A 16618-nucleotide genomic window follows, 5' to 3' on the forward strand; every position below is an offset into this window, starting at 1 on the left:
CATAGAATAGATAAGAGCAGGCATGTTGATTTTTTAAACTTTCAAGTATAATAAATACAGGAATTCATACATAACCTGATGATTACATGCATAGGGGGACAACGGCGTGTTTAAATTCTGGAAGAATAAAAAGGGTAATGAACGCGGAGATACATCGTTGAGTACGGAAGGAGAACCGATTGAGGCTGTACCGGATCTGATTATCGAGCTTACGGGACGAGAGATTCAGCGTAATGTGGCGCCTGTTCTTGGTATGACCGTGCTGGATCTTGCGGAGCGGAATGACGTGGATTGGAACTCCTTTTGCAAAAGAGGGACTTGCGCGCGCTGCCGCTGCATGGTGGCGGAGGGTATTCAATATTTGTCCGAGCCGAACCTTGCGGAAGAGGGGCGCCTTGATCCGGAAGAGATTGAGGAAGGCTACCGTTTGGGATGTCAGAGCCGTATCGAAGCGGTGGGTCCCATCAAAATCAGGCATGCTCCGTACTTTTGAACGATATTATCTGGCGACTATTTTTTGAGTTGCAGATTAGAATAGATTCAATACACTGAGCGAAATTTTCAAAGGCTTATTCCAACTTGAACGATAAGGAGGAACGGGCCTTCTTTGCATGCTTTTTTAATCGTGAAAAAATAAAGGGGGTATATCACGCAAGGGAAATCCATAACGTTACCAGAAAAATGCAAAGAACCTAGTCTAGTTGAGCACCGGACTAAGGTTCTTTAAAGACGGCTTCATATAAATAGTCTGCGCATGTAAATCCTTTATTCCAAGGCCAGCTTGTTCTGTTCCCGGAAGGAACTTGGCGTTTGACCGGTAATTTTCTTGAATAACATCGAGAAGTATTTATCGTTGCCATAGCCTACTTGTGAGGCCACCTCATGCACTGGCATTTCCGAATCGGCAAGCAGGCGCTTGGCTTCCTCAATCCGGCGGGATATCAAGTAATTGAAGGGAGAATCGCCAAGCTCTTTTTTGAACAGATGGGATAAATAATGCTGGCTGACGTACATCGTATCCGCGATGTCCTTCAGACTGATGCTTTGGGTATAGTTGGCGTCGATGAACTGTTTGGTCCGGAGCGCGATTTCATTCTTGCCCTTCAGGGATTGAAATTGATGCTTTACATCCACGATGCGATAGATCACGGTGATCAATGACATGAGCAGGTTCGTGCTCAGCGTTTCGTAACCCAGCACCTGCGAATCACATTCGCGGATGATTTCCGAAAGATAACTTTCGACTTTATAGGCGTATTTCTCACAGGAAATAACCGGCTCGACATACGCCGGCAGCAGCATTCCTTGCGGAACGCCTTCAATGTGGAGCGAATCCACGCCGCAATAGATTACTTTAAAAGGACCGTCCGTAATGGATCGTTCCTCATGGGGGACACCGGGGTTGTAAATCGCAACATCGCCTTTGCGGAGTTCATATACTTTTCCTGCGATGGTGAATTCCCCGCGTCCTTCAACCACATAGAGGATCTCACAGAAATCGTGAATTTGCGGTGGCCCGTAGAAAAAATCCTCGTCCACCACTTGCCCGGCAAACAGCAGCTGCGGATTTTTGATGAAGCGGAATTGATCGCTTTTGCTATGCGAGATTTCGATCTTTGGCACGGTCTCGTCCCTCCTGGAAAGCAGCATCCTGTATCCATTATAATGCATAACGCTCATCATGCGGAAATCGTTTACATGAATAGCCGGAATGGTTCACTGTCTTGCTGAAATTATGGTCCGATACAACAAAATAGTGGGTTATCCTCTGCGCTGAATCAATTTACAATGAGGTCATATTCCTGATTGGGAGGCGTGGCATACATGACAATTGAAAACGATTACAGATGGCGGGACGGATTTCCGAAAATCGGCATTCGCCCTACGATAGATGGAAGACGGAGAGGGGTAAGGGAATCCCTCGAAGAACAGACGATGAACCTCGCCAAGGCCGTTGTCGAGCTGCTGTCCAGCGAGCTTAAATACCCGAATGGCGAACCGATTGAATGCGTTATTGCAGATACTTGCATCGGTGGAGCCGCTGAGGCAGCAGCTGCCGCCAAAAAATTCAAGAATGCGGAGGTCGGTCTAACAATAACCGTTACGCCTTGCTGGTGTTACGGAACCGAAACGATGGATGCGGATCCTTCACGTCCCAAGGCAGTGTGGGGCTTTAATGGAACAGGGCGTCCAGGTGCGGTTTATCTGGCTGCCGTACTGTCTGCCCATGCACAGAAGGGACTGCCGGCATTCGGTATCTACGGGGAGGACGTTCAGGACGAAGGCGATACCCGCATCCCGGACGATGTGGAGGAGAAACTTCTGCGCTTTGCCCGAAGCGGCTTGGCCGCTGCATATATGCGTGGACAATCGTATTTGTCCATGGGCTCCGTATCAATGGGCATCGCCGGCTCGATTGTAGACGACAGCTTTTTCCAGGAATATCTGGGCATGCGGAATGAATATGTGGATATGAGCGAATTCACGCGGCGCCTAGCAGAAGGCATTTACGATCCTGAAGAATATACAAAGGCGCTAGCCTGGGTGAAGGAAAACTGTGCGGAAGGACCGGACAACAATCCGGACCATCTTCAGAACAGCCGGGAGCGGAAGGATCTGGAGTGGGAAACCGTTGTGAAAATGACGCTGATTACCCGCGACTTAATGATTGGCAATCCGCGCCTGGCTGAGCTGGGTTTCGAGGAGGAAGCGCAGGGGCACAGCGCAATCGCTTCCGGTTTTCAAGGACAACGCCAGTGGACGGATCATTCGCCGAATGGTGATTTCCTGGAGACCTTGCTGAACTCCTCCTTCGACTGGAACGGCAAACGCGCTCCTTATGTTGTCGCCACCGAGAATGACAGCTTGAATGGCGTGGGCATGCTCTTCGGGCATCTGTTAACCAACACGGCGCAGATCTTCGCGGATGTTAGAACATACTGGAGTCCGGCATCGGTTGAACGGGTCACGGGTTACAAGCTAGAAGGCAAGGCGGAGAACGGCATCTTGCATTTGATTAACTCGGGCTCGGCAGCGCTGGATGGCACGGGCGAGCAGGAGAAGGACGGCAAACCGGCCATGAAGCCGTTCTGGGAGATTACGGACGAGGAAGTGGACCGCACGCTGAGGGCAACGGAGTGGAGACCGGCTAATTTAGAGTACTTCCGGGGCGGAGGTTATTCGACCGATTATCTGACACGCGGCGGAATGCCGATGACGATGTTCCGTCTGAATTTGGTGAAGGGACTTGGCCCCGTCCTGCAAATTGCCGAGGGTTACTCGGTGGATCTTCCAGCGGAGGTGCACGATACACTCGACAAGCGTACCGACCCGACTTGGCCGACAACCTGGTTCGTGCCGAACCTCACAGGACAGGGAGCGTTCACAAGCGTGTATGAGGTTATGAATCAGTGGGGGGCTAATCACGGCGTCATCAGTTACGGTCATATCGGTGCAGATCTTATAACCCTTGCTTCCGTGCTGCGGATTCCGGTCAACATGCATAATGTGTCCGCCGAAGAGGTGTTCCGTCCGCGTGCATGGGGCATGTTCGGAACGTCTGACCCGGAAAGCTCTGATTTCCGCGCTTGTCAGAACTTCGGACCCCTATATAAATAACGGGTCATTCGAGAGGAGAAGGAATCATGCTGAACCTAGAAACGAGGAACGAGCTCTGCAAGTATGCCAAAAAAATCGTCGACAGCGGACTTGTTGTGGGTCCGGGAGGGAACATCAGCGCAAGAGCCGGGGACAAAATGTACTTGTCCCCGAGCGGCTTTGCGCTGGAGGAGATCGAGCCGGAGCAATGGATTGAGGTTGACATCCCGACGGGAGATATTACCGACATTGGCTTGAGACCCTCTTCCGAAGTATTGATGCACTTGTATGGTTATCGTAGCAACACAGATATCGGGGCCATGGTGCATACACATCCGTCACACTGCATTGCGTTCACGCTGGTTGAGCGGGAGCTCCCGGTGATGTTCCCCGATCAAGCGGCATTGGTCGGCCGAACAGCTTATATTCCGTATATTATCCCGACAACCGACCTGCTGGCAGATGCCGTTGCGGCGAAGGTTACAACGGCCAGTTCCATTCTGCTGGGCAACCACGGCTTGGTCACCACCGGCCGGAATCTTCGGGAAGCCTATTACCGGACCCAGGTTGTGGAAGAGAGTGCCAAAATCTACTTGAGCGCGAAGGCTGCCGGCACGCTGGTGCCGCTGACGGAACAGGAAGTGGACGACATCGCTGCACTCGAAAGTGAAGATTATCGAATCCAGCTGTTGCAGAAGATGAAATAAACGATTGTGGTGTTCAGATCCATGGGTTCAAATTCGGATGGGTACAGTACTGAAGGTGAGAAAGGATGCGGCTTATGAGCAAATCATCGGCGGTGCTTGCTTTTGATATGGGGGCGAGCAGCGGCCGGGCGCTGCTGGGAGAAATCACCTCTTCTGATCATGATTCGCCCGGAATGTTGAAGATTACCGAGATTCACCGTTTTGCCAATATCCCTGTACAGATGGGAGAGCATCTGCATTGGAATTTTCCGATGCTGCTGCAGGAAGTTAAGCATGGCATTCGCAAAGCTTTTCAAGCCGGTCATCAACCGGTTAGCTACGCCATTGATTCATGGGGTGTCGATTATGGGCTGATTGATTGCAACGGAGAGCTGATCGGGGTTCCTTACCATTATCGGGACCTGAGGACCGAGGGAATGGTGAAGGAGACTTGTGAGCAGGTTGGCAAGGAACGCCTGTTTCAAGAAAGCGGACTGCAGTTTATGCCGTTTAACACCATATTTCAATTAAATGCGATGTTGAAGTCACAATCGCCGATGCTGGATATTGCGGATAAACTCCTGCTCACCCCGGATTTGCTGAATTACTATTTGACAGGGGTACAGGCATGCGAGTTTACAATGGCGACAACCACGCAGCTGTATCATGTGACGGATGGCGAATGGAACGAGAAGCTCCTCGAAGAGCTCGGGCTTGCCCGCGCCCTGTTCATAGATCCCATTCAACCGGGGACGGTTATAGGGAAGCTGCAGGATTCGGTAGCACAAGAGCTGGGGGTTCCGGCGATAGAGGCCATTGCGGTTGCCTCGCATGATACGGAATCCGCCGTGGTCGCTGTACCGGCGAATTCGGTGCAGTTTGCTTATCTGGTATGCGGAACCTGGTCGCTTCTTGGAACGGAGCTTCCTGAGCCGCTTGTGCACATGGAGGTGCTGGAAGAGGATTTCTCCAATGAAGGCGGGGCTTATGAGACCTTTCAATTGCTGAAGAACATTATGGGCCTCTGGATTTTGCAGGAATGCAAACGCCAATGGGAGATTCAGGGACTGACGTATTCATACGCAGAGCTGGTTGAACTTGCGCAAGAGGCAGAACCGTTCAGGAGTTTCATCCATCCGGATGACCTGCGCTTTATGAATCCGGCGGATATGACGGTTGAGATCCGGGAGTATTGCAAGAAGACGAGTCAGCCCGTTCCGCAGAGTACTGGCGAGTTTGTGCAGTGTATTTTGCAGAGTTTGGCATTAAGATACCGGGAAGTGCTTGAACGAATGGAGATTCTTACCGGATGCCATTATGATGGGCTGCACATGGTAGGCGGCGGCATTCAAAACGAGCTGTTATGCCGGTATACGGCTAATGCCATGGGCAGAACGGTGTGGGCTGGACCGGTCGAAGCCAGCGCCATCGGCAATATGCTGGTTCAATTTGTGGCGAATGGCACACTGCGCAATCGGGAAGAGGGAGTAGAGCTGGTCAAGCGTTCGTTTCCCCTTGCCTGGTATGAACCAGCGTCTGCAGAGGATTGGAACGCAGCCTTCTCTCATTACAAGTCCATAACCGCACAGCAGCAAGTGAAATAGGCTATTGCACTCTTTTATTCATGTAAGCAACCATACGTCCCAACTGCTTGATTCGTTATTATTCTGTTGTTGCCATAGAAGGGGGTTCGTGCCATGTTAAAAGGAATATCCAATGTGATCTCCCCGGATCTGCTGAAGATCCTCATGGAAATGGGGCACGCGGATGAAATCGTGCTCGGCGACGCCAATTTCCCGGCAGCAAGTCATGCCCGGCGGTTGGTCCGGGCAGACGGACATGGTATCCCTGCGCTGCTGAGCGCCATATTGCCGCTGTTTCCTCTGGATACGTATGTTGAGTCCCCTGTTGCGCTGATGGCTGTCATGCCTGGCGATACGGTGCAGACACCGATCTGGGAGGAATACAGGGGGATCGTGAGGGAGTTTCATGCCGTGCATATGGACTTCGAGGAAATGGAGCGGTTTGCATTCTATGAACGGGCAAAAAATGCTTACGCGGTCGTCTCGACAGGCGAAAAAGCATTATATGCAAACATCATTCTGAAAAAAGGCGTTGTGATTTAATTGAGAATGCCAAACAGGTTAGGGGTTAAATTCCTCTGGGTTCTATACGAAGAAAACCCTTGATGATTCAAGGGTTTTCTTTTGAGTTTAGTCAGTTGAGCACGCGATAGCGTGCGAAATATGAAACCACTGTGCAAGCACCATATTGTGTTCACCCGACGTATAGACGGAAAGAGATCTGTAATCAAGTGAGAAAAGACTTGATCGAAATCTTCAAACGATTATGTAAATACAAGGGAGTAGAAAGGAAATATATTGAGCAGCTTTCCAGTCTTGATCACGCCGTTTTTCAATTGCAGCTCGACTTATAGCATCAATCTTGCGATATGCCGATTACTGGCTGATTTGCGCCGTTCGTCGTCTGTTACAGGACCGGCTATATCACCACTGCTGTTCCGCTGACGGCCACCATCAGCATTCCCTCGCGAATGACTTCATAGTCGATGTCCACTGCTACAATGGCGTTCGCGCCCATCCGCTCAGCTTTATCTTTCATCTCGGCAAACGCTACATCTCTTGCCTCCTGCAGCTTGTTCTCGTATGCACCCGAGCGCCCGCCAACAAAATCGGTAATGGAGGCCAGAAAGTCCCTCACTACATTAGCGCCCATAATGACTTCGCCTGTCACAACGCCGATATACCTTTTAACCGGGTAACCTTCAATGGTAGATGTTGTTGTAATAATCATACGATCTTCCTTCTTTCAAATAGTTTTTTATAGCGATTACGAATAAAAATACCTTTTCCAGCGGGTGTTTTCTTCTATTACGCTGACAGAAGGGGATTGGTTGCATGAATGGGGGCAGGAAGACAATCCTACGATCGGAAATGCTTAATTTAAATTGCAAAGCAGGTGGCCTAAGAGGCCTCTGTTTCCTAATGTTTTTTGTAGGGGTTACGCAAACCAAGTCCGCATTGAAACCTTTTGTCATGTTCTTCTCGCATGGCGAAAGCTGGAATGGAGCATGGAGTATAAACGCCGTAAAAGATATGTAATTTATTGAATAAGGGATAATATTCTATTTATTTACTATAAGATATTATCCTTGTAAGAAATGATAAATATAGTATATTAATCATATCTTGCAAGCTAGTTAGTTAAATCAAGCTCCTCTTAAACAACCTCTGGATTTATTCACTAAACTATGCGCTTTACTAGACTGAACGACTCCCTACATCAAGCGGTTTACACATCTCAACACGGCTGCCAGAGCACCTTTCACATAAATGCACATGTATTTCATGGTTTGAAAGGAGGTGAAGATTAATGTGTATTCTTCGTCACACTTCTTGTAACACAACAGAGCAATGCGGACGTGACAAATTTGGCGTTCTTCTCGAAGTATGGGATTGCGGCAATGGTTCCGAAGCAAGATATAGCTGCGGCTGCTAATTTTTGAAAACGCATGCACTCATCGTATAAACAGCGGAACTTCTTGTTCCGCTGTTTATATTTCATGCGGAATCTACTATTTCATAACACTGTTGGAGAGTGAGGTATCGATTATGATTGCTGGTCCATTGCAGTATGGAAGAGAAGCCGTGAGCAGGCATGATGAGTACAGTCCGATGTCAGCAAGAATTCAATGTCATCAAATGGGTACCTGGTCTCCCTGGCTGTCGGGAAGGAGAATGAACCGTGTCGATGACCGCGCTTGGTCTGCTGTCTCTTACCGTGATATTTGTGTTTTCGGGAGTGTCGAAACTGTTATCGTTACCGGATTTCAGGACAACGATAGAACGATTGCAGATGCCTGCAGGTCGCTCACCCATTGTACCTGTTCTCATATGCGCCGCTGAGATAGCGGCAGGGGCAGGTCTGCTGTTCTCAGGAAGCAGGATGTATGCGCAGATCGCGATTTTCATCATGCTGGCAGGGTTCGGATTCGCCGTTTATCAGGCAAAGGTTGTGCGGAAACAGGAGATTGTCTGCAGCTGCTTCGGCTCGTGGTCCAGTGAAACGCTCGGAATGAGCACGGTCGTCAAGATCGGGTTATTAGGATTGTTAAATGTGCTGCTATCGATCTTCTCTGAGTCTGTGGATTTCTGGAGCCTACCGGCACAAGAAGTGGTTCTCACCGTGCTGTCAGCCATCGGAGTTGCCGTTCTAGCCTTGGTCGTATTGAACTATTATACGCTAGCCCAATTGCACCCGAGGAGGGAGGAATAATCCATGGATTTGATTACTACCGTGCTTGTTATTCAATATGTACTCATATTCAGCTTGGCGTTCTTCGTAATTAAATTGTATCAACATGTTCGGAGTTTGAAGTCTCAGCCAGCGATAACCGATAAGGAGGAGCCGACAATCCCGAAGGAAGGGCTTGAGCTGGGGGTGGCGATTCCCCGTAAAACCTATATGAGTATGGGGGGGGAATCCGTGAATCTGTATGATGGCAAGTCCAAAATCATCTTGTTCACCATGAACAATTGCAATGCCTGCAAGGAAACCTATAGCGCCGTTAAAACATTCATTGCTTCGCATCCTGGGCTTCCCGTCACGTTATTTCTGTACGCACAGGATGCTGACGAGGCTGAAGAGATGGTCAACACCAATGAATTAGCAGATTTTCAGGTGGTATGGGCGGATCGGGCACTTATCGATTCGTATAAAGTGAACCGGTTTCCCTTTGCGTTTTACTTATCCGAGGAGCAGGTTATCCTCAACAAAAGTGTCACCAATTACTTGCATCATTTTGAGCAAATGATGACACAGCTGCCGCAGGCAAAACCTTCAGCCTTTAACAAATCAGCTTAATCGTGAAGGAGGCTCAAGGCCATACACCATGAAATATGCAAACCTGATATTTGAGGTTATGAAGCAGGTGTACCGTGTTTCTCCACGCATGTTCTCAAGGGCCACTGTTATTTATCTGGCTCAGGCCTTCTTGCCTGTAGCACAGATCTATATTACGGCTCAAGTCATTAACGCTGTTACGGGTGTGCTGACCCGTGGTGAAACGCCTCTTAGCGCACTGTATTGGTTGGTTCTTCAGTTGACGGTCATATTGCTTGGAATCGCGCTGAGCTCCTTTCAAAAGTATACGGAACGCAAGATGAACGCGTATGTATCGTTCTGGTTTAATCTTCAAGTATCCGAAAAATTGAGCAAGCTTCCATTCTTGTTCTTTGAATCACCGGAAAGCTATGACAAGCTGCAGAGAGCACTTCGCAATCTGAGCATATGCGGCATTAACATGGTGTTCTACATATTCTCCATCATTCAGAGTGTCATTACGCTTGCGGGATTGCTTGTGCTGCTGTTCAGCTTCCATTACATATTGCCCATCGTGATGCTGCTTCTGATTATTCCGCTGCTGGTCATCCAGAAGAAGGAGGGGGCTTCCCGCTTTATAGTCATTCATCAGCAGACTGCTTCGTCAAGGATGGCGGTGTATATGAACCAGCTGCTGCAAACCAAGGAAGCGGCGAAGGAAATTCGCTTGTTTGATGCCAAGGATTTTTTACTGAGCAGATGGAGGGACATCTATTTCAAGAACACGTATGAAATGCTGGGTGTTGAGCGGAAAAATATGAAAAATCGCCTTGTGGTGGAGTCCGCGGTTACGATATTTTCATTTAGCATTCTGGCTGTATTCATATGGCTGGGCTCCCGCGTCAAATTGACGATTGGCAGTTATGTTGCACTCTATCAAGCGGTGCAGGATACGCGTTATTCCATACAGAATATTAGTCAGAACATGGGACAGATCTACCATGACGGTCTGTTCATTCATGAATTGTTTGAGTTTCTGGATACGCCCGTACCACAGCAAAGCAAAGAACTGCCGATGGCCGGGCAGCTGTTTCAAGGCATTGAAGTGGATCGTGTTTCTTTTCGTTATCCGAGCCAGGAACGGAATATCCTTGACGATCTGTCCATTCGCATAAAGCCTGGTGAAAAGGTAGCCATCGTGGGTGAAAACGGTGCGGGTAAGAGCACCCTTGTCAAGGTTATGCTGGGGTTGTACGAGCCAACCAGCGGTGAGGTGCGTTACAATAACATCCCGATTCATGATTATGATCCCACGAGCTTCCGCAGTAAAGTGACGGCAGTGTTCCAGGATTTCTACCGATATGAATTGACCCTTGGAGCGAACATCACGCTGCAGGAGAGTGAGACGGATGATTGGAAAAGCGAGCGCCAATTGACTCATGCCATCGATAAGGCATCGATGACCTCGCTGGTCAATTCACTCCGTGATGGGGTGTCAACACAGCTGGGCACGCGTTTCTCGGGCGGACGTGAACTGTCGCAGGGACAATGGCAGAAGGTAGCGATTGCCCGCGCATTTTACCGGGATTTCGAGGTGATCTATCTGGACGAGCCTACGGCTGCGGTAGATCCGCTCACGGAGTCTGCTATATTTGAGAACCTGATGTCCATGACGGAAGGGAAAACCGCCATCTTCATATCTCACCGGCTGGGCAGCTGCCGACAAGCGGATCGTATTCTGGTCCTTAAGGATGGAAGGATCGTTGAAGAGGGAAGGCATGAGGAGTTAATCGAGCAGGACGCGCATTATGCCGAGATGTTTAACAAACAGGCACAGTGGTACCGGTAGCACCCGGTTTCCTAACGAAAGCGAGCTGATCAAGGGTTTATTCTTGGTCGGCTTGTTTGTTGTTTGGGAACAACATCATGGGATGTACGATACTATACAAGCATAAAGCATGGATCGAAAGGATTGAAATACTCCGATATTAGAGGGATTTTGCGTCCGAATCTCGAAATTAAAACGGATACGAGCAGTCTGGAGGCTAGAATATGAAAATGTAATCCCCGTTATCTATGGCAAGTTCAAAACGATGAATCAGGGGGAGAGTATAGGATTATGGATAAAAAAACATGGATTGTGGAAGCAACCATTTCGGATATGCAGGATGCATTGAAACAAGGCTGGATCACTTCAGCGGAGCTGGTTCAATTGTACCTGGAGCGGATCGAGCTGTACGACGGACAGCTTCACTCGATTCTGGAGGTGAACCCGGACGCGCTGCAGATCGCCCAGGACCTGGATCAGGAACGCAGCGCCAAGAAAGTCAGGGGAATGCTGCACGGAATTCCAGTTCTGCTGAAAGATAACATAGACACAGGAGACAAGCTGCATACAAGCGCCGGCTCTATCTCGCTTGCGGACTCTTATGCAGCCAAGGACTCCTTCGTTGCAGAGAAGCTGCGCCAGGCTGGTGCCGTCATTCTTGGAAAGACCAACATGACCGAATGGGCCAACTTCATGTCAGCCTCCATGTGGGCTGGGTATAGCTCGAGAAAAGGACTTACCTTAAATCCATATGGTCCGGGTGAATTGTTTATTGGAGGTTCAAGCTCCGGTTCCGGTGCAGCGGTAGCGGCGAATTTGGCCGCGGCGGCTATCGGGACGGAAACCTCGGGATCGATTATCAGCCCATCCAGCCAGAATAGTCTGGTTGGAATTAAACCGACAATGGGTCTGGTTAGCCGCTCGGGTATCATTCCGATCACCTATACGCAGGATACAGCAGGCCCTATGGCCAGAACTGTCGCGGATGCCGCTATTCTGCTTGGTGCCATCACCGGGGCTGATGATCAGGACGAAGTCACGAACATAGATCCTCAGCATCGGATCAAGGATTACACCGAATTTCTGGATGCTGGATATCTGAAGCAGGCCAGAATCGGGATTCCCCGACACTACTATAAGCATCTCGATCGGGATAGACTAGACATTGTAGAATCCGCCATTCAAGTGCTGCGGGAGCAGGGAGCTGTCATAATCGACCCGGTCGATCTGCCATGCCAGAATACGAAATGGGATGCCAATGTCCTCCGCTATGAGTTTAAGAAGTACGTGAATGATTATTTGGCAAATGTGGATTCTTCGCTGCCGGTTCACTCATTGGCCGACGTAATCGCTTATAATGAGGCACATGCCGACAGGGCCCTGAAATATGGTCAGGGCACGCTGATTTGGGCCGAGGAAACCAGCGGTACATTGACTGAGCAAGAGTACCTCGAGAGCAGACAGAAGAACAGGGAGATGGCAGGGACCCGGGGCATTGACCAGGTTTTGCAGGAGTTCCAGCTGGATGCCTTGCTGTTCCTGGGTAATGAATATGGACCGGATCTGGCAGCCAGAGCAGGCTATCCTTCGATTACCGTTCCTGGAGGTTACGCGGAGAATGGCGTCATTGCTCCGGGCGGTTACATGACGAAGGGCCCTCAGGGCATTACCTTCATCGGAACGGCTTATAGTGAGCCCGTGCTAATCAAGCTGGCCTATGGCTTTGAACAGGCGACGCGACATCGCGTAGCGCCAAAGCTTTCATCCCAGTCATCAGAGTAAAGAGAGGTGAAGCTCCATCATGCCGCGCAATTTGGTGCATGTTCCTTACGGCTACGAACCCCCGAAGCCGGCAACCAAGGGAACATTAATATTTTACGACTCCTTCGAACAGGTGCAGGAGGATCTGGAGCAGGCTGTAGCCATTCTGGAAGAACGGGCGTTTTCAAAATTGGTGCTGTATCCGCTGCATGAAGAGACGGTAAGACGGATGTTCAAGGAGCCGGTGAGTCCTTATTACAAACGGGAGAAACGGCTTCAGGAATGGGTCGGGGAGCGTGAAGACTCCTCGGTTGTAATTGAAGCTTTCGAGTCGAAACGAAAAAAGTACACGCCAATCGATACTGCGCTTCGTCATCTGGTCGAGAAATACGGAAGACCGCATTTTCTTGTTTTGACGCCTGAGGTGGCTAATGTGTTTGCGTCTTTTTCTTCATTTGAGGAATGGATTGTGAAGCTAAGGCTGATTCTGTTGTCCGAGCCTCCATACTTGCATCCGAGATTGGAGAAATTCCGCCATCGATGGGATATAGCGGGTGAGCCGCAGGAAGGATAGTTGGACATGAAGATGCCCGGCCGTAGACAATCTACAGCCGGGCATTCTTTTTTCTATGTAGTCGAATCTCGAATTCCGGTATACGGTTCAACACAAGCCAGGCTCCACGCCAGTTTAGCCTGAGTCACATGAAAAGGACTGCACCCCTGGGGAACAGTCCTATGTTAATCCGCATGCAGACCGTTAAGCCTCATCGCTTTAGGTCCCTACGCGGGTAAGTTTGCTTATGATCTTGCGCACGCTTTCTCCTGACAGGAAGTAGGTCCGTTCCAGTTCTTCAATAGACCTTCCTTTGCAGTAAGCGCGATACATTTCTTTGTTGCGACTTTCGATGCGTTGTTTGGAACCGCTTAACTCTCCCCAGCCGGCTCTTTGCTCGCTCTGTTTCGGTATGTAGAGTAATTCTCCATCTATATACTGTTGAATTTGCTGCAGCAGCTCGGGGGGAAGCACTTCTCTTCCGTTCTTGTAATGGCCCATCGATGCCCTCCTCTTTCTGTATACATATTTAAGCTATCGCTGAGTTTCAAAACAATTGCATTGATCATGCTTGCCCTCCTCCTTTCGTGAAATTAGTTTTTTAGGATTTTTTTTGGATTTTAAAATAGATATAGGGAGCCCGCAGCGGGCTCCCATTTAACGGATATTCGCTTTACGCGAATACCACCTCACGGATCTGAATCATTTCAATCAGCCTCCTTTCAGCTCATTTCGTCGGCCCGACTTCTATATTAAGCCATATGTAGGTGGAATTATGCAAGAGATAAAACAATATTAATTGTTTTTTACCAAAATTAATGGGGTGAAATATCGGGCTGGCTGAGGGATTGGATGGTATGTGACTGGATTATATAATATAGTTACTTCAGAATGCAAAAAAAGAAGGAGTTCTCGTGTATGTCCAATCAGGATCCGCATATTCAGGAATTGATTACGCTGAAGACGATCGCAGAAACCTTGAACGAATCCAATGAGCTGACCCCGATGCTGGATGTTGTCATAGGCAAGCTGTTGGAGCTGACAGGACTTACGACCGGCTGGCTGTTCCTTGTGGATGAGCGGGGAACGTATGAATTTGTAGCGAATCGAAATCTGCCGCCTGCACTGAGCCGGGAGGATAACGAGCCTATGAGATGCGGCAGCTGCTGGTGCTTGGAGCGCTACGATGATGGACGCCTGAAGAATGCAGTCAACATTCTAAATTGCAAACGTCTGGATAACGCGGTTCGATATCAGTGGGGTGACACGGAAGGCATTACCCACCATGCAACGGTTCCGCTGCGATCCGGCAGCCGCAGGTTCGGTGTGCTGAATGTGGCTGCGCCCGGGAAGCTGCATTTCTCCAAAGAGGAATTGGCGCTGCTGGAGTCGGTTGCTTATCAGATTGGCAGCGCCATTGAGCGCATGCGGCTGTACGCGGCCGAGCAGCGTCGAGCGGATTTGTTCGTCCGGCTCGGGGAATACAGCAGCGCTCTCGGTGCCTATGCTTCACAAGCCGTTAACCGGGCTGAGTTAACAGAGCAGGTGATGAGTTTAATGGGCCGATATTTTGATTGGCCGGTCGTCGCGCTGCTTGAGCCGCTTGAAAAGGAAATCACACTCCGCGCACTATACAGCGAGGGAAAAACAACGCTGCCCCATGCCAAATTTCCACTCGCCGAGATGGCACGTCCCCACCCTAACGATAGGAAGCGCTCAGGAGGAGATCCGGTCTGCGCAGAAGATGCGCAGCGGCTGGCAGACCAGCTCGTTCAGGAAGGCTGGGTCTCATCCCTGACCCGTGCTGTGGCTACCCCTGTCACTGTCGCCGGAGACTATTCACTCGGCCTGCTTCTGGTGGGTTATGATCAATACGGCGATCAGTACCGGGCGGATATCGAAGTAATCGAGGCTTTGGCTGAACATATTGGCTTGACCCTTCAGCGTGTCCGCCTCGAAGAGAACCGGCGCGAGCTTACCCGGATGGATGAACGAAACCGCCTCGCACGCGACCTGCATGACTCGGTAAGCCAAACCTTATTCTCGCTGGTGATGATGTCCAGGGGAGTGGGCGGTATGCTTGCAGCGGAATCCAATGGTCAAACAAGCTTGCTGCAGGATACGATTCACGACATACAGTCATTATCACAAAGCGCCCTCAAGGAAATGCGGGAGCTGATTATGCAGCTTCGTCCGCCAGGGCTTGAGGAAGGGCTTGTGACAGGTCTTAAGCAATACGGCGAACGGTTGAAGCTTCATGTGCGTTCACATATCAGCGGTATTCACGAGCTGCCGAGGCTAATAGAAGAAGCCTTATGGAGGATCGGCCAAGAGGCGCTCAACAATGTAAGCAAGCATGCGGATACGAAGGAAGTTACGGTAGCTTTAACCCTGCATGATGGTAAAGTGGAACTTCGGATTGAAGATCGCGGGCGAGGCATTACCAAACAACGATTGAGCGAGCTCACAAGACACTCCATTGGACTGTCCAGCATGCGGGAACGAGCCGAATCACTGGGAGGACAATTCCGTCTATATAGTGTGTACAGAGGAGGAACCATCATTGAGGTTACGCTGCCCTTGATGTTGAAATCAACAGAGAATGGAGGTGATATGCGATGATCAGATTGTTAGTTGCTGACGATCACGCCATGGTACGCCGGGGACTGCAGGTTTTTCTGGCTACGCAGCCGGATATCGAAATGGTGGGTGAAGCCGCCAATGGCGAGGAGACCTTGGAACGGGTGGTTCATCTCAAGCCGGATGTTGTTTTAATGGATCTGAACATGCCTGTGCTGAATGGAATCGACACGACCGCACGGCTGAAAAAAGAACAGCCTCACATTAAAGTGATTGTACTGACCTCTTTTGTCGATTACGACCATGTTCTGCCCGCCATTCGGGCAGGCGCACGAGGCTATCTCTTGAAGGATATTGAACCGGAGGAGCTGGTAGCTGCCATCAGACGCGTATTCCAAGGCATGGTCGAGCTGCATCCGGATGCAGCAGGACTGTTAATGACACACGTTACTTTACCCGAAGGAGCGGAGTCGTCCAGCGGGCCAGGCAGGCAGGAAGAAGCTGTGCAGGAGCTGGATAAACTCACCCGCCGGGAGCAGGAAGTGCTGCAGCTGATCGCTTCAGGCATGAACAACAGGGAAATCAGCGAAGCGCTGTATATTACCGAGAAGACGGTCAAGACCCATGTCAGCCATCTGCTTGATAAGCTGGGTGTCGCCGACCGGACACAGGCGGCCATCTATGCGCTCAAGCACGGAATCGTATAAAAGTTTACTTTACATAGTGATCGTATCTAAGACTATAGTTGTAGAGCCCTCAGCCTAAGGTTTG

Annotated in this window: 15 protein-coding genes and 1 pseudogene; 13 read left to right on the plus strand and 3 right to left on the minus strand. The window is 49.9% G+C overall.

Translation table 11 applies throughout. From position 1 onward, the window contains the following. Positions 1 to 106 precede the first annotated feature (106 nt). A complete protein-coding gene (locus M2277_RS05895; protein ID WP_082834415.1) occupies positions 107 to 493 on the plus strand; it encodes a 2Fe-2S iron-sulfur cluster-binding protein in 387 nt (128 codons plus the stop codon). A gap of 272 nt (positions 494 to 765) precedes the next feature. Here M2277_RS05895 and M2277_RS05900 read toward each other — a convergent pair whose 3' ends face one another. Beyond that, a complete protein-coding gene (locus tag M2277_RS05900; RefSeq protein ID WP_006211025.1) occupies positions 766 to 1623 on the minus strand; it encodes an AraC family transcriptional regulator in 858 nt (285 codons plus the stop codon). Positions 1624 to 1824: 201 nt separating this feature from the next. On the opposite strand from M2277_RS05900, the gene M2277_RS05905 reads away from it, so the two are divergent. The 5 genes and pseudogenes from M2277_RS05905 to M2277_RS05925 form a co-directional block, all read left to right on the plus strand. Continuing rightward, a complete protein-coding gene (locus M2277_RS05905; protein ID WP_280754358.1) occupies positions 1825 to 3618 on the plus strand; it encodes an L-fucose isomerase in 1794 nt (597 codons plus the stop codon). 26 nt (positions 3619 to 3644) lie between these two features. Next, positions 3645 to 4304, plus strand: a complete 660-nt coding sequence (locus M2277_RS05910; protein WP_280754359.1) for a class II aldolase/adducin family protein — start codon at positions 3645 to 3647, stop codon at positions 4302 to 4304. 74 nt (positions 4305 to 4378) lie between these two features. Beyond that, positions 4379 to 5887, plus strand: coding sequence for a rhamnulokinase (locus M2277_RS05915; protein WP_148247027.1), 1509 nt, complete (start codon positions 4379 to 4381; stop codon positions 5885 to 5887). Positions 5888 to 5980: 93 nt separating this feature from the next. After that, positions 5981 to 6409 carry an L-fucose mutarotase gene (gene fucU / locus M2277_RS05920; RefSeq protein WP_063479916.1) on the plus strand — a complete coding sequence of 143 codons (429 nt, stop codon included), beginning with the start codon at positions 5981 to 5983 and terminating at the stop codon, positions 6407 to 6409. A 120-nt stretch (positions 6410 to 6529) separates the two neighbouring features. Then, positions 6530 to 6654 (plus strand): annotated as a pseudogene (locus tag M2277_RS05925) (transposase); the annotation flags it as partial. 131 nt (positions 6655 to 6785) lie between these two features. Here the strand turns inward: M2277_RS05925 and M2277_RS05930 are convergent. Further along, positions 6786 to 7097 (minus strand): YbjQ family protein, encoded by a 312-nt coding sequence (locus M2277_RS05930; RefSeq protein ID WP_036637073.1) that lies wholly within the window; start codon positions 7095 to 7097, stop codon positions 6786 to 6788. Positions 7098 to 8054: 957 nt separating this feature from the next. On the opposite strand from M2277_RS05930, the gene M2277_RS05935 reads away from it, so the two are divergent. The 5 genes from M2277_RS05935 (at position 8055) to M2277_RS05955 (ending at position 13288) form a co-directional block, all read left to right on the plus strand. After that, positions 8055 to 8579 carry a MauE/DoxX family redox-associated membrane protein gene (locus tag M2277_RS05935; RefSeq protein WP_006211018.1) on the plus strand — a complete coding sequence of 175 codons (525 nt, stop codon included), beginning with the start codon at positions 8055 to 8057 and terminating at the stop codon, positions 8577 to 8579. A 3-nt stretch (positions 8580 to 8582) separates the two neighbouring features. Beyond that, on the plus strand, positions 8583 to 9167 hold the full coding sequence (locus M2277_RS05940) for a thioredoxin domain-containing protein (RefSeq protein ID WP_280754360.1): 585 nt from the start codon (positions 8583 to 8585) through the stop codon (positions 9165 to 9167). A 28-nt stretch (positions 9168 to 9195) separates the two neighbouring features. Further along, positions 9196 to 10974, plus strand: coding sequence for an ABC transporter ATP-binding protein (locus M2277_RS05945; RefSeq protein ID WP_280754361.1), 1779 nt, complete (start codon positions 9196 to 9198; stop codon positions 10972 to 10974). Between the two features lie 270 nt (positions 10975 to 11244). Further along, positions 11245 to 12735, plus strand: coding sequence for an amidase family protein (locus M2277_RS05950; RefSeq protein ID WP_036637085.1), 1491 nt, complete (start codon positions 11245 to 11247; stop codon positions 12733 to 12735). A gap of 19 nt (positions 12736 to 12754) precedes the next feature. Continuing rightward, positions 12755 to 13288, plus strand: coding sequence for a hypothetical protein (locus M2277_RS05955; protein ID WP_280754362.1), 534 nt, complete (start codon positions 12755 to 12757; stop codon positions 13286 to 13288). Positions 13289 to 13486: 198 nt separating this feature from the next. Here M2277_RS05955 and M2277_RS05960 read toward each other — a convergent pair whose 3' ends face one another. Continuing rightward, positions 13487 to 13768 carry a CD3324 family protein gene (locus M2277_RS05960; protein ID WP_006211013.1) on the minus strand — a complete coding sequence of 94 codons (282 nt, stop codon included), beginning with the start codon at positions 13766 to 13768 and terminating at the stop codon, positions 13487 to 13489. 417 nt (positions 13769 to 14185) lie between these two features. On the opposite strand from M2277_RS05960, the gene M2277_RS05965 reads away from it, so the two are divergent. Together M2277_RS05965 and M2277_RS05970 are read left to right on the plus strand one after the other, a co-directional pair. Further along, the gene (locus tag M2277_RS05965; RefSeq protein WP_280754363.1) at positions 14186 to 15889 is read left to right on the plus strand and encodes a GAF domain-containing sensor histidine kinase; all 1704 of its coding nucleotides are present in this window, start codon (positions 14186 to 14188) and stop codon (positions 15887 to 15889) included. Then, positions 15886 to 16554, plus strand: a complete 669-nt coding sequence (locus M2277_RS05970; RefSeq protein WP_280754364.1) for a response regulator — start codon at positions 15886 to 15888, stop codon at positions 16552 to 16554. Before M2277_RS05965 ends, M2277_RS05970 begins: the two co-directional genes overlap by 4 nt. The last annotated feature ends 64 nt before the right edge of the window (positions 16555 to 16618 follow it).

The organism is Paenibacillus sp. LBL (genome assembly GCF_029893715.1).
Taxonomy (GTDB): Bacteria; Bacillota; Bacilli; order Paenibacillales; family Paenibacillaceae; genus Paenibacillus_AQ; species Paenibacillus_AQ glucanolyticus.